Raw genomic sequence first — 14,088 nt, forward strand, 5'->3', positions numbered from 1 at the left:
CTTAAAGCGACGAGTATTTCTTGCGCAGACGCTGACGAATCAGTTCTGCCAGGGTGTTCATGACGAAGGTGAACAACAGCAACACCAGCGCCGAGAGGAACAGCACGCGGTAGTGGCTGCCGCCGACTTCCGACTCGGGCATTTCCACCGCGACGTTGGCGGCCAGGGTGCGCAGGCCTTCGAACAGATTCATTTCCATGACCGGGGTGTTACCGGTGGCCATCAGCACGATCATGGTTTCGCCGACCGCACGGCCCATGCCGATCATCAGCGCCGAGAAGATCCCCGGGCTGGCAGTCAGGATCACCACGCGAGTCATGGTCTGCCACGGCGTGGCACCGAGGGCCAGCGAGCCGAGGGTCAGGCCGCGAGGCACACTGAACACGGCGTCTTCAGCGATCGAGTAGATGTTCGGGATGACCGCGAAGCCCATGGCCAGACCCACCACCAAGGCGTTGCGCTGGTCGTAGGTGATGCCCAGGTCGTGAGAGATCCACATGCGCATGTCACCGCCGAAGAACCAGTTCTCCATGAACGGGCTCATGTACAGCGACAGCCAGCCCACAAACAGGATCACTGGAATCAGCAGCGCACTTTCCCAACCGTCCGGGACTTTCAGGCGGATCGATTCAGGCAGACGGCTGAAGGTGAAACCGGCGACCAAAATGCCGATCGGCAGCAACATCAACAGACTGAAGATGCCCGGCAGATGCCCTTCCACATACGGAGCGAGGAACAGACCGGCGAAGAAACCGAGGATCACCGTCGGCATCGCTTCCATCAGCTCGATCACCGGTTTGACCTTGCGGCGCATGCCCGGGGCCATGAAGTACGCGGTGTAGATCGCAGCGGCAACGGCCAGCGGTGCAGCCAGCAGCATCGCGTAGAACGCGGCTTTCAGGGTGCCGAAGGTCAGTGGCGAGAGGCTCAGTTTCGGTTCGAAATCGGTGTTGGCGGCGGTCGATTGCCAGACGTATTTAGGCTCGTCGTAGTTCTCGTACCAGACCTTGCTCCACAGTGCGCTCCAGGAAACTTCCGGGTGCGGGTTGTCGAGGAGCAACGGTTGCAGCTTGCCGCCGGCTTCGACGATGACACGGTTGGCGCGTGGCGACAGGCCGAATACGCCTTGACCATCGACCACTTGATCTACCAGCAGCGTGCGGTGCGCAGTGCTGTGGAACACGCCGAGCTTGCCGCTCGCATCGAGGGCGAGGAAGCCTTTGCGGCGTTCTTCGGCGGTGATTTCAACGATCGGCGTGGTGCCCATCTGGAAGGTACGAATCTGCTTCAGGCGCAGCTCACCGTCGGTGTCGCGGGCCATGAACCACTGGGCCAGACCACCCTTGGAGTCGCCGACGATCAGCGAGATACCACCAACCAGTTGCGTGGTCGCGGTGACTTCGGCGTCAGCGTTTTCCAGCAGTTTGTAGCGACCGTTGAGGCTCTTGTCGCGCAGGCTGAAGACGTCGGCCTGAGCACGACCGTTGACCACGTACAGCCACTGCTGGCGCGGGTCGACGAAGATGTTTTTCACCGGCTCAGTCATCTGCGGCAGATCGATGCGCTTCTGCTCGTTGGTGACTTCGCCGGTCATCATGTTTTCTTCGCTGGTCAGCGACAGGACGTTGAGTTGCGAACCGGTCGAACCTACCAGCATCAGTGTCGTGTCGGTGGCGTTCAGACTCACATGTTCAAGCGCACCACCGGCTTCGTTCAACGCGATCGGCGTCTCGCCGTACGGATATTCGATGGCCGGGCTGATGGTTTTCTTGCCATCGGGGTAGCTGACTTTGTAGGTGTGACGGAACACCAGCGCCTGACCGTTGGACAAGCCCACGGCCACCAGCGGATGGCCCGGCTGATCTTCACCAATGGAAGTCACGGTGGCACCGGCTGGCACTGGCAGATCGACGCGCTTCAGTTCAGCGCCACTGTCGATGTCAAAGAACAATGCCTGGCCCTTGTCGGAAACGCGCATCGCCACCTGATTCTGCTCTTCGAGCGAAATCATCAGCGGCTTGCCGGCGTCCTGCATCCAGGCCGGGGTGATCGAGTCTTTCGCGGTCAGGTCGGCACCCTGAAACAGCGGCGCAACCACGTAGGCGAGGAAGAAGAAGATCAGGGTGATGGCTGCCAGCACCGCGAGACCGCCAACGAGGACGTACCAGCGGGTGAAGCGATCCTTGAGCGCGCGAATGCGGCGCTTGCGTTGCAGCTCAGGCGTATTGAAATCAATGCGCTTGGGAGGATTAGTAGTCATGTGGGAATTGGCCAGATCATTCATGCGCTCACCCTAGCGATCCTGTATGACAGAAAGATGACAATGCAGTGACGCAGCAAATCCACCGCCAGCGGAACTGGCAGAGGATCAAAAATTTGAGGTGTGGAAAAGGCCGGTCTGCAAGCAGTTCCGGCCTTTTACCTGAGTCCGGCGGGGTTCACCCCGGACTCAATTTGTTACTTCTTTGCGACTTCAGCGCCGCCTTCCTGCAGACCCAGGTCAGCCAGTGCTTTTGCAGCAACTTTGGCTGGCAGTGGGATGTAGCCGTCTTTCACTACCACTTCCTGGCCCTGCTTCGACAGCACCAGTTTCACGAACTCAGCTTCCAGCGGAGCCAGAGGCTTGTTCGGGGCTTTGTTGACGTAAACGTAGAGGAAACGCGACAGCGGGTATTTGCCGTTCAGGGCGTTTTCTTCGCTGTCTTCGATGAACTCAGTGCTGCCCTTCTTCGACAGCGCAACGGTTTTCACGCTAGCGGTCTTGTAACCGATGCCCGAGTAACCGATGCCGTTCAGCGAGGAGCTGATCGACTGCACAACCGACGCCGAACCTGGTTGTTCGTTGACGTTTGGCTTGTAGTCGCCTTTGCACAGGGCTTCTTCTTTGAAGTAGCCGTAGGTGCCGGATACCGAGTTACGGCCGAACAGTTGCACTGGCTTGTTGGCCAGGTCGCCGGTCACGCCCAGGTCGCCCCAGGTTTTCACGTCGGCTTTGGCGCCGCACAGACGGGTCGACGAGAAGATCGCATCAACCTGTTCCATGGTCAGGTGCTGGATCGGGTTGTCCTTGTGCACGAATACCGCCAAGGCATCCACAGCCACCGGGATAGCGGTTGGCTTGTAGCCGTACTTCTGCTCGAAAGCAGCCAGTTCGGTGTCCTTCATCTTGCGGCTCATCGGGCCCAGGTTGGAGGTGCCTTCAGTCAGCGCAGGTGGCGCAGTGGCGGAGCCAGCGGCCTGAATCTGGATGTTTACGTTCGGGTATTCTTTTTTGTAGTTCTCAGCCCAGAGGGTCATGAGGTTGGCCAGGGTATCGGAGCCGACGCTGGACAGGTTGCCCGACACACCAGTGGTCTTGGTGTAGCTCGGGATAGCAGGGTCAACAGCGGCAACCGCGTTGGCAGTCGCAACGCCAGCAGCGACAAAAGTCATTGCCGCCATCAAACGCTTCAGTTTCATGCCTTACTCCTAGCAGATAGGGTGTGTTAAGTCGGGGCCAAGTATCAGCAGGCCGTGTGAACACTCTATGGCTGAAATATGACAATTGGATGAAAGGCCAGCATGGGAGCCGTGTTAAAAAAATGAAACTCCTCTTGGGTTGACAAATCATCACCTAAAGATAGTCTTGTCAACCACGAGAGGACCCCATGATAAACGACCGTATTCGCCGCGCACGCCTGCAAAAAGGCCTCACTCTTGAGGCTTTGGCGCTGGAGCTTGGCGACATAACCAAACAAGCCTTGAGCAAATATGAGAAGGGGTTGAGCACTCCGAACTCAACTCGTCTGCTGCAACTGGCCAAAGCGCTTCAGGTCAGTCCTGAGTACTTCTTCCGTGCGGATGCCATTGCGCTGGCGCCTCTGGAGTTTCGAAAGCTGGCCCGAATGCCCAAATATCGCCAGGCACAGGTGGAAGAAAAAATTCGCGAGCACCTTGAGCGCTACATCGCGCTTGAGGAATGTTTCGATCCTGCCGACATCCACACTCCCGCCACCCCGGCACAAATGATCCCGGTTTCCTGTCTCGATGACGCCGAACGCGCAGCAGAGCAACTTCGTCAGTTCTGGGGAATTGGTAGCGACCCTATCGCCAATCTGACCGAACAGCTGGAGGAGCACAGCATAAAAGTCGCCATGCTAAACGGCCCGGACGACTTCGACGGCGCTTGCGCTGCCACCGGTAACGGCGAACACGTGTTGATTGCACTGAATGCCGATCGCCCAGGCGAACGAATCAGGTTCACTGCCGCGCATGAACTCGGTCACTGGGTCATGGCATTACCAGAGGATATGCCGGAGAGGGACAAGGAAAATTGTTGCCATCGATTCGCAGGCGCGTTTCTTTACCCGGCGAAAAGTGTCACCGGCGACTTCGGTAGCCATCCTCGCTCCAGAGTTCATCCACGAGAACTGCTGATTGCAAAGCGTCAATACGGGATCTCAATGCATGCCGCGCTGAGACGCCTGAAAGATCTGAAGCTTCTCAGCGAGAGTGGCTATAAATCCCTCACTATCCAATTCAGCGCCAACGGCTGGCGCAAATCAGAACCTGAGCCGCTACCTTGCAAACCGCCACAAAGATTTGAGTCGCTAGCATTCTGGGCGTTGGCAGAAGGGCTGATCACCAAGTCTCGGGCTGCCGAACTCCTGCGCAAACCAGTTAGCGCACTGGACCCCAATTTCCTGGGTTCACTGGAGAATGCATGAGTTTGATCTTCATCAGTGATACGAATATCTGGATTGACTTCAGAAACGCCGGATTACTGGAGCAGATGTTTCAATTGCCATTCACACTTTGCTGCACCGACTTTGTCATGCAGGAGCTTGCAGACTTTCCCCACCAGGAATTGCTTGATCGAGGACTGAGTGTCGAATCGTTCGATGAATTTGGCGTGATCAGACTCTTTGAGCTGAAAGTCGAGCACAACAACAGCTCACTGGCGGACGTGTCTTGTTACCTGCTCGCACAGGAAACAGGACGTCCGTTGCTGACCGGAGATGGCAAGTTAAGGCGCCAGGCACAACGAGATGGACTGGAGGTGCACGGCGCTCTTTGGTTACTTGATCTGATGGTTGAGCATCAAGTAATTGAAAAGTCGGATGCCGCAAACGCCTTGACCCACATGCTTGAGCATGGCGCTCGACTCCCGACTGGAGAATGTGAAACAAGGCTCTCACTCTGGCGAGAGCCCTAGAAGCAGAATCTCAGGATCAGCGCCCCTTCTTCCATAGCCACGCCCCCACCAGAATCCCCATCGCGCACAGCACCGCCACATAGTAGGCCGGCCCCATCGCGCTTTCTTTCAGCAGCAAACTCACCACCATCGGCGTCAAACCGCCAAAGATCGCGTAAGCCACGTTGTACGAGAACGACAACCCGCTGAAGCGCACCACCGGCGGGAACGCTTTAACCATCACATACGGCACCGCACCAATGGTGCCGACCAGAAAACCGGTCAGCGCATACAGCGGGAACAGCCAGTTCGGGTGATCGGCGAGGCTGTGATAGAACGTCCACGAGCTGATCAGCAGGCCCAGGCAACCGAACACGAATACGCGGCCGGCACCAAAGCGATCCGCCAGTGCGCCAGAAATGATGCAGCCGATGCTCAGGAACACGATCGCCAGACTGTTCGATTGCAACGACTCGGTCGGCGTGAAGTGATAAACGGTTTGCAGCACGGTCGGGGTCATCAGAATGACCACGACGATGCCAGCGGAGAGCAACCAGGTCAGCAGCATCGAGATCGCAATCGCGCCGCGATGGTCGCGCAGCACCGCACGCAGCGGCACTTCTTCGGCCAGCGCCTTGCGCTGTTGCAGTTCGGCGAACACCGGGGTTTCGTGCAGCCAGCGGCGCAGATACACCGAAAACAGGCCGAACACACCACCCAGCAGGAATGGAATCCGCCAGGCGTAATCGGAAACTTCCGCTGGCGTATAAATGCTGTTGATCGCGGTGGCGACCAGCGAGCCAAGCAGAATGCCGGCGGTCAGACCGCTGGTGAGGGTGCCGCAGGCGTAACCCATGTGCTTTTGCGGGACGTGTTCGGAAACGAAGACCCACGCGCCCGGCACTTCCCCGCCAATCGCCGCGCCCTGAATCACGCGCATCACCAGCAGCAGGATCGGCGCCCACATGCCGATCTGTGCATACGTTGGCAGCAGGCCCATGATCAGGGTCGGCACGGCCATCATGAAAATGCTCAGGGTGAACATCTTCTTGCGCCCCAGCAGGTCGCCGAAGTGCGCCATGACGATGCCGCCCAGCGGCCGCGCGAGGTAGCCGGCGGCGAAGATGCCGAAGGTCTGCATCAGGCGCAGCCACTCGGGCATGTCGGCCGGGAAGAACAGCTTGCCGACCACGGTGGCAAAGAACACGAAGATGATGAAATCGTAAAACTCCAGCGCGCCACCAAGGGCGGACAGCGACAGAGTCTTGTAGTCATTGCGGGTCAACGGTCGTGCGGGTTGCTCGGGCTGCGCGAGGCTCGAAGGCGCTGTGGTCATGGCAAGGGCTTCTCTTATAGTCGGATCTGCCGCCACAACAACGCTGGCGGTGGCTTGGGCAGGTTCGGCACCATAGCAAATTGTTCGAAAAAGCACATAGAGGCGCGTATTTGACGGTCGAAATGAGAACCGGATGGTCGTCGCGGAGTCTACCGACCGATATACTCGCAACCTGCTCCGGTTTGTAGGGGGTTGCTGTGCGAAAACGTCGTTGGCCCGGCCTTTGCTCGGGATTAGCCGGTTTCGCAGAGTTTCTCCTTAGGCGCCTGATGGAAAACGTGACGAACGTAGTATGTTCGGTGCTGAATCGTTTTTCCCGAAGACGGCTACCACCAGCAATACCAACGAAGAGTCACGGGTCAGAGGCACCCCCGGCATGATAGAGCTCGAACAAGAAGATCCGATCCCGCAAGGCGACCTGGCCCTGCAAATCACCGCACTCCCACGCGAAACCAACGGCTTTGGCGATATTTTCGGCGGCTGGCTGGTAGCGCAGATGGATTTGGCCGGCACCGCGATGGCCAGCCGTGTCGCCGGTGGCCGTGTGGCAACCGTTGCCATCGATCGCATGGCTTTCCTCGTCCCGGTCGCTGTCGGCGCGCAATTGTCCTTTTATACCCAGACCCTGGAAATCGGCCGCAGCTCGATCCAGATGATGGTCGAAGTGTGGAGCGACGACCCACTGTCCAGCGAGTGGCGTAAAGTCACCGAAGCGGTATTCGTCTTCGTTGCCATCGACGGCAGCGGTCGCACTCGCTCGGTTCCGCCACGCGCGCGTTAAACCTCGCGGCCGTTTTGCGGTCGATAATCGTCCCAAGTGTCTGATCGAGAGCTGTCCCATGAACACGCCCAACGTTGAAGCGGTGAAACTGGATGAACTGAACTGCTGGCGCATCCGCCACGGTCAGGCCGAAGTGCTGGTGGCCCAGCAAGGCGCGCACATCCTCAGTTATCAGATCGATGGCCAGCCGCCGATCATCTGGCTCAACGACAAGGCCGAGTTCAAGACTGGCAAAAGCATTCGCGCCGGCGTGCCGGTGTGCTGGCCGTGGTTCGGCAAGTTCGAACGCAACCCGCAGAACGTGCAGGCCATGTACACCGGCGATCAACCGGCGTCGGCGCACGGTCTGGTGCGGGCAATGGATTGGGAGCTGGGCGGCATCGAATCAGAGGCTGACGGCGTCAAGGTCGAGTTCAAACTGCCCTACCCCGAAGGCGGCCTGCCGGGCTGGCCGCATCAGGTCGATCTGACCCTGACCCTGCATTTGTCCGAGCAACTGAGTTTCAGCCTGACCAGCCATAACCGTGGCGGCGAAACCGTCAGCCTGAGCCAGGCGCTGCATACATATTTCGCGGTCAGTGATGTGCGCAACGTGCACGTCGATGGAGTTGATGGCTTGAATTACATCGAGACGCTGGATGACTGGAAAACCAACAGTCAGCAAGGCGACCTGCATTTTGCCGGTGAGACCGACCGCATCTACCTCGATGCGCCGCCACAACTGAGCATTGTCGACCCGGCGTGGGAACGACGCATTGTGCTGACGGCTACCGGTTCACGCACGGCGGTGATCTGGAACCCGTGGATTGATCGCGCGGCAGCGTTGGCGGATATGGATAACGATGGCTGGCAGCGCATGCTGTGCATCGAGACGGCGAATGTGATGGATGACATCGTAACGCTGGCGCCGGGGGCTAGCCACACAATGGGCGTCAGCGTCGCCAGCAAATCGCTTTAAGCCACACCCGATAAAACTGTGGGAGCGAGCTTGCTCGCGAAAGCGTCGTATCAGTCAACATCAATGTGACTGAGAGACAGCATTCGCGAGCAAGCTCGCTCCCACAATTGTTTTGTATAGGTCCTACAGATCTGATTCCTGCACCACCCGCACTTTGTCCGCTTCCAGCGCATACGCCGCATCAGCCAGATCATTGCTGACCTTCTCGACTTTCAGCGTGCCGGTCACCCACAGCGGCGTGTAGATATCGTCCAGTTTCAAACCTTTCGGATAACGCACCAGCACCAGTTGATTCGGCGGCGGTGGCGGCACATGGATGCAGGCGCCCGGGTACGGCACGAGGAAGAACAACGTGCTGCGGCCCTTGGCATCGGACTCCAGCGGCACCGGATAACCACCGATGCGGATGTGTTTGTCGTTCATTGACGCCACGGTTTTGGTCGAATACATCACCGCCGGCAGACCTTTGGCCTGTTTCATCCCGCCCTTCTCGGTGAAGGTGCCGGTGGCTTCCGGGGAGTTGTGGTCGATTTCAGGCATGGCCTCGAGGGCCTTTTGATCCGACTTGGGCATCAGTTCGAGCCAGTCGGTTTCCGGCAGTTCGCCGGCGTGGGCCAAACCGCCGCCCAGGAAAAGGAGAGTCAACAGAAGACGGCGCATGAAGGTGCTCGGTATGGAAAGGAAGGAACAGTGAATCGCCGAGCATTCTAGCCCTCCCGGCCGCTTTGGCAGAGAGGGCTTTGTCGCTTTGGATCAGTTCTTTTTGATCAGGCCGTAGATCACCAGCAACACGATGGCGCCGACCAGTGCGCCGATGAAACCTGCGCCCTCGCCTGCGTGATAGATGCCCAGAGCCTGGCCGCCGTAAGTGGCTGCCAGCGAACCGCCGATACCGAGCAGGATGGTCATGATCCAGCCCATGCTGTCATCGCCCGGTTTCAGGAACCGCGCCAGCAGGCCGACGATCAAGCCGATAAAGATGGTTCCGATAATTCCCATGGCATTTCCCTCTGAATAGTAGATATGCGAAGCCTAGTCAGACTTTGGCATCCTGCCATGAGAGAACGGCGGCCCCTGAATGGTTCCGCCGCTGCCACATGAAACTGTTTTACTCGGCGATCAGCGCTTCGACTTTGACGATCTGCGCTTGCAGCGTGGCCATGTCGGCGCAGCGCAGGTTGGCGTGGCCGACCTTGCGCCCGGCCTTGAAGGCTTTGCCGTAGTGATGCAGGTGGCAATCTTCGATGGCGATGACCTTCTCAACCGGCGGTACCACGCCGATGAAGTTGAGCATCGCGCTCTCGCCGACCTTGGCGGTCGAACCCAGCGGCAGGCCGGCAACGGCACGCAGATGGTTTTCGAACTGGCTGCACTCGGCGCCTTCGGTGGTCCAGTGCCCGGAGTTGTGCACGCGCGGGGCGATTTCGTTGGCTTTCAGGCCACCGTCGACTTCAAAGAACTCGAACGCCATGACGCCGACGTAGTCGAGTTGCTTGAGCACACGGCTCGAGTAGTCTTCGGCCAGCGCCTGCAACGGGTGATCGGTGCTGGCCACCGACAGCTTGAGGATGCCGCTGTCGTGGGTGTTGTGTACCAGCGGATAGAACTTCGTTTCACCATCGCGAGCACGCACGGCGATCAGCGAGACTTCACCGGTGAACGGCACAAAGCCTTCCAGCAGGCAGGACACGCTGCCCAGTTCGGCGAAGGTGCCAACCACGTCTTCCGGCTTGCGCAGGACTTTCTGGCCCTTGCCGTCATAACCCAGAGTGCGGGTTTTAAGCACGGCCGGCAGACCGATCGAAGCCACGGCGGCATCCAGATCGGCTTGCGATTGAATGTCGGCGAAGGCTGGGGTCGGAATGCCCAGGTCCTTGAACATGCTCTTTTCGAACCAGCGGTCGCGAGCGATGCGCAGGGCTTCGGCGCTCGGGTAGACCGGGACGAATTGCGACAGGAATGCCACGGTTTCGGCCGGGACGCTTTCGAACTCGAAGGTCACCAGATCGACTTCATCGGCCAGTTGGCGCAGATGATCCTGATCGCCGTAATCGGCCCGCAGGTGTTCGCCCAGCGCCGCGGCGCAAGCGTCCGGCGCAGGGTCGAGGAAAGCGAAGTTCATGCCCAACGGAGTGCCCGCCAGAGCCAACATGCGACCCAACTGGCCGCCACCGATTACACCGATCTTCATCTCAACAACCTCAGGCAATACGTGGGTCTGGATTGTCCAGGACGCTGTCTGTCTGCTCGGCACGGAAGGTTTTCAGTACCGCGTGGAACTGTGGATGCTTGGCGCCGAGAATGCTCGCCGAGAGCAGCGCGGCGTTGATCGCGCCAGCCTTGCCGATGGCCAGGGTGGCAACCGGAATACCGGCTGGCATCTGCACGATCGACAGCAGCGAGTCGACGCCCGAGAGCATGGCCGACTGCACCGGCACGCCCAGCACCGGCAGGTGGGTCTTGGCCGCACACATGCCTGGCAAGTGGGCTGCGCCACCGGCACCGGCGATAATCACCTCGATGCCGCGGCCTTCAGCCTCTTCGGCGTACTGGAACAGCAGATCCGGGGTGCGGTGGGCAGAGACCACTTTGACCTCGTACGGGATGCCGAGCTTTTCCAGCATATCGGCGGTGTGGCTAAGGGTGGACCAATCGGACTTGGAGCCCATGATCACGCCAACCAGTGCACTCATCGTCGCGCCTCTTCTCTCTGGAGCGCCCGCAGGCGCGTCATAAAACAACAAGCCACGCAGGTTGCGTGGCTTGATTGTACGAAAAATGGCCGGACGTGCCGGCCGAAGGCCGCGCAGTATACCGCAAAGAAAGCAATAAACAGCCCCCTGCGCGACCATCTGTCATCTGCCGCAAATGCCCGGTTTTATTGACCTGAAGGTCAGCGACAGAACACCGCAAATCCCCTGTAGGAGCGAGCTTGCTCGCGAAAGCGGTGTGTCAGTCGCCATCCATGTTTCTGACACGACGCCTTCGCGAGCAAGCTCGCTCCCACAATTGGCTCTGCAGTCGCTCAGGAGGCTTGGGCAGCGCCGCCTTCGAGCTTGCGCCACAGCAGACGCACGTTGGCTTTGCGCACCAGTGCGCAGCGATACAGACGAATCTCCAGCGGCACATGCCACTGCGGGCCGCCACAGACCACCAGTTCGCCGCGAGCCAGTTCGGCGCGCACGCTCAACTGCGGCACCCAGGCAATGCCAAGGCCTTCCAGCGCCATGCTTTTCAGGCTGTCAGCCATCGCGGTTTCGTAAATAGTGGTGAAGCGCAACTGACGCTGACGCAACAAGCCATTCACCGAACGCCCAAGAAACGCCCCGGCGCTATAAGCCAGCAACGGCACGCTCGCCTCTCCTTCGAGATCGAACAGCGGCTTGCCATCAGCATCCGCTGCGCACACCGGCAGCATCTCGGTCTGGCCCAAATGCAACGAAGGGAAAATCTCCGGGTCCATCTGCATCGCCGCGTCCGGGTCATAGAACGCCAGCATCAGATCGCAGCCACCTTCGCGCAAGGCATGCACCGCGTCGCCGACGTTGGTCGCGACCAACCGCGTGGCGATGTTCAAGCCTTCATTACGCAGTTGCGCGATCCAGCGCGGAAAGAAACCCAGTGCCAGCGAGTGAGCGGCAGCGACTTGCATCACCTCGCCCTGCCCGCCTTCCAGATGATGAAGGTGGCGCAGCACCTCACCGAGCTGTTCGACGACCGTGCGCGCAGTGACCAGAAACAGTTGCCCCGCCGCCGTCAGTTCGATCGGCGTGCGCGAACGGTTGACCAGAGTCAGCCCCAGCGCCGCTTCGAGGCTACGAATCCGTCGGCTGAACGCCGGCTGAGTCACGAAGCGCCGTTCGGCTGCTTGCGAGAAGCTGCGGGTGGCGGCCAGAGCACTGAAGTCCTCGAGCCATTTGCTTTCCAGATTCATCACGTCCTCCCGGACACGCACCAAAACAGGTCACACGTCTGCCGCGCACGCGGCGTCACACGGGCATTATGCCGAATGTGCATAGGGCAGTGCTGAACAGCATTGGCCCAAAATTTCCCACAAGCCTAGCATTCGCAGCGTTCCGGCACAGACCGGGTCCATATCGAGATGATTTCTATCATGTCCTCCGCTGCATCTTTCCGCACAGAAAACGACCTGCTTGGCGCCCTCGAAGTACCGGCTCAAGCGTATTACGGCATCCAGACCCTGCGAGCGGTGAACAACTTCCGTCTCTCCGGCGTTCCGATTTCGCATTACCCGAAACTGGTTGTCGGTCTGGCAATGGTCAAACAGGCCGCTGCTGACGCCAACCGCGAGTTGGGTCATCTGAGCGAAGCCAAGCACGCTGCCATCAGCGAAGCCTGTGCCCGATTGATCCGCGGTGATTACCACGAAGAGTTCGTGGTCGACATGATCCAAGGTGGCGCCGGTACCTCCACCAACATGAACGCCAACGAAGTGATCGCCAACATTGCGCTCGAAGCAATGGGTCACGAGAAAGGCGAGTACCAGTACCTGCACCCGAACGACGACGTCAACATGGCGCAGTCGACCAACGACGCCTACCCAACGGCGATCCGCCTGGGTCTGCTGCTCGGTCACGACACCCTGCTGGCCAGCCTCGACAGCCTGATTCAGGCGTTCGCGGCCAAGGGCAAAGAATTCGATCACGTCCTGAAAATGGGTCGTACCCAACTGCAAGACGCCGTGCCGATGACCCTCGGCCAGGAATTCCGTGCCTTCGCCACCACCATGGGCGAAGACCTGGCCCGTCTGAAGACGCTGGCCCCGGAACTGCTGACTGAAGTGAACCTGGGCGGCACCGCGATCGGTACCGGCATCAACGCCGACCCGCGTTATCAAGCGCTGGCGGTACAGCGTCTGGCCCTGATCAGCGGTCAACCGCTGGTTCCAGCCGCCGACCTGATCGAAGCAACTTCCGACATGGGCGCGTTCGTGCTGTTCTCCGGCATGCTCAAGCGCACTGCGGTGAAGCTGTCGAAGATTTGCAACGACCTGCGCCTGCTGTCCAGCGGCCCACGCACCGGCATCAACGAAATCAACCTGCCAGCGCGTCAGCCAGGCAGCTCGATCATGCCCGGCAAGGTCAACCCGGTGATTCCGGAAGCCGTGAACCAAGTTGCATTCCAGGTCATCGGTAACGATCTGGCGCTGACCATGGCAGCCGAAGGCGGCCAACTGCAGCTGAACGTGATGGAGCCGCTGATCGCGTTCAAGATCTTCGACTCGATCCGCCTGCTGCAACGCGCCATGGACATGCTGCGCGAGCACTGCATCGTCGGCATCACCGCCAACGAAGCGCGCTGCCGTGAACTGGTCGAACACTCGATCGGTCTGGTCACCGCCCTGAACCCATACATCGGCTACAAAAACGCCACCCGTATCGCCGGCCTCGCCCTTGAAAGCGGCCGCGGCGTGCTGGAACTGGTGCGCGAAGAAGGTCTGCTCGACGAAGCCATGCTCGCCGACATCCTGCGCCCGGAAAACATGATTGCTCCGCGTCTGGTTCCGCTGAAAGCCTGAACCGACACGTTACTTGTAGCACCGCTCACCAGGTCGAGGGACTAGACACCTCTCACCTTTTGAGGGCTTGGGGATTTAGTCCCCAAGCCCTTTTTTTTAACTTTCTGACCCTGAGACCCGTATGTCTGGGGACTGCTCGCTCTGACAGAAGAGCAGTCCCTGCACAAGCCCGGCGCCGGTAACGCCGGGTGTTTCAAAGCCTCGTTTCGTCGCTTGCACCACTACCGTGCAGACGGGCGCGTCACTGATCGGTATAGTGCCGCCCCTCTTCGCGTGAGCGGTCGTCGGTAACGAGGCCACA

13 protein-coding genes are annotated in these 14,088 nt (G+C 59.5%); 5 read left to right on the forward strand and 8 right to left on the reverse strand.

Translation table 11 applies throughout. The annotated features are described in order from the left end of the window. Position 1: 1 nt before the first annotated feature. Together HUW52_RS00530 and HUW52_RS00535 are read right to left on the reverse strand one after the other, a co-directional pair. The gene (locus HUW52_RS00530; protein WP_175555629.1) at positions 2–2,035 is read right to left on the reverse strand and encodes an ABC transporter permease subunit; all 2,034 of its coding nucleotides are present in this window, start codon (positions 2,033–2,035) and stop codon (positions 2–4) included. 422 nt (positions 2,036–2,457) lie between these two features. Continuing rightward, positions 2,458–3,459 carry a phosphate ABC transporter substrate-binding protein PstS gene (locus HUW52_RS00535; RefSeq protein ID WP_016985762.1) on the reverse strand — a complete coding sequence of 334 codons (1,002 nt, stop codon included), beginning with the start codon at positions 3,457–3,459 and terminating at the stop codon, positions 2,458–2,460. Positions 3,460–3,647: 188 nt separating this feature from the next. Between HUW52_RS00535 and HUW52_RS00540 the strand changes: the two genes are divergently transcribed. Next, positions 3,648–4,706, forward strand: a complete 1,059-nt coding sequence (locus HUW52_RS00540; RefSeq protein ID WP_016985761.1) for a helix-turn-helix domain-containing protein — start codon at positions 3,648–3,650, stop codon at positions 4,704–4,706. Continuing rightward, positions 4,703–5,194 carry a type II toxin-antitoxin system VapC family toxin gene (locus HUW52_RS00545; RefSeq protein ID WP_016985760.1) on the forward strand — a complete coding sequence of 164 codons (492 nt, stop codon included), beginning with the start codon at positions 4,703–4,705 and terminating at the stop codon, positions 5,192–5,194. Before HUW52_RS00540 ends, HUW52_RS00545 begins: the two co-directional genes overlap by 4 nt. Positions 5,195–5,210: 16 nt before the next feature. Here the strand turns inward: HUW52_RS00545 and HUW52_RS00550 are convergent, their stop codons facing one another. Next, positions 5,211–6,509, reverse strand: coding sequence for an MFS transporter (locus HUW52_RS00550; protein ID WP_064116477.1), 1,299 nt, complete (start codon positions 6,507–6,509; stop codon positions 5,211–5,213). Between the two features lie 376 nt (positions 6,510–6,885). On the opposite strand from HUW52_RS00550, the gene HUW52_RS00555 reads away from it, so the two are divergent. Continuing rightward, positions 6,886–7,290, forward strand: coding sequence for an acyl-CoA thioesterase (locus tag HUW52_RS00555; RefSeq protein WP_003229628.1), 405 nt, complete (start codon positions 6,886–6,888; stop codon positions 7,288–7,290). Positions 7,291–7,348: 58 nt separating this feature from the next. Then, positions 7,349–8,248: a D-hexose-6-phosphate mutarotase gene (locus tag HUW52_RS00560; protein WP_175552702.1), complete on the forward strand. Its 900-nt coding sequence runs from the start codon at positions 7,349–7,351 to the stop codon at positions 8,246–8,248. Between the two features lie 123 nt (positions 8,249–8,371). On the opposite strand, the gene HUW52_RS00565 is transcribed toward HUW52_RS00560, so the two are convergent. From HUW52_RS00565 to HUW52_RS00585, 5 genes are all read right to left on the reverse strand, one after another. After that, positions 8,372–8,908, reverse strand: a complete 537-nt coding sequence (locus HUW52_RS00565) for a DUF3299 domain-containing protein (protein WP_175552703.1) — start codon at positions 8,906–8,908, stop codon at positions 8,372–8,374. Between the two features lie 93 nt (positions 8,909–9,001). Beyond that, entirely contained in the window at positions 9,002–9,247 is a 246-nt protein-coding gene (locus tag HUW52_RS00570; RefSeq protein WP_007920223.1) for a GlsB/YeaQ/YmgE family stress response membrane protein, read from the reverse strand. Positions 9,248–9,356: 109 nt separating this feature from the next. Beyond that, a complete protein-coding gene (locus HUW52_RS00575; RefSeq protein ID WP_007920221.1) occupies positions 9,357–10,439 on the reverse strand; it encodes a 5-(carboxyamino)imidazole ribonucleotide synthase in 1,083 nt (360 codons plus the stop codon). 10 nt (positions 10,440–10,449) lie between these two features. Next, a complete protein-coding gene (purE, locus tag HUW52_RS00580) occupies positions 10,450–10,941 on the reverse strand; it encodes a 5-(carboxyamino)imidazole ribonucleotide mutase (RefSeq protein WP_007954291.1) in 492 nt (163 codons plus the stop codon). Between the two features lie 332 nt (positions 10,942–11,273). Next, positions 11,274–12,182, reverse strand: a complete 909-nt coding sequence (locus HUW52_RS00585) for a LysR substrate-binding domain-containing protein (protein WP_007962273.1) — start codon at positions 12,180–12,182, stop codon at positions 11,274–11,276. A gap of 180 nt (positions 12,183–12,362) precedes the next feature. On the opposite strand from HUW52_RS00585, the gene HUW52_RS00590 reads away from it, so the two are divergent. Further along, complete coding sequence (locus HUW52_RS00590; RefSeq protein ID WP_016985755.1) at positions 12,363–13,787, forward strand: aspartate ammonia-lyase; 1,425 nt, start codon at positions 12,363–12,365, stop codon at positions 13,785–13,787. Positions 13,788–14,088 lie beyond the last annotated feature (301 nt).

The sequence above is a fragment of the Pseudomonas sp. 43A genome, from assembly GCF_013363935.1.
In the GTDB taxonomy this organism is placed as follows: Bacteria; Pseudomonadota; Gammaproteobacteria; order Pseudomonadales; family Pseudomonadaceae; genus Aquipseudomonas; species Aquipseudomonas crudilactis.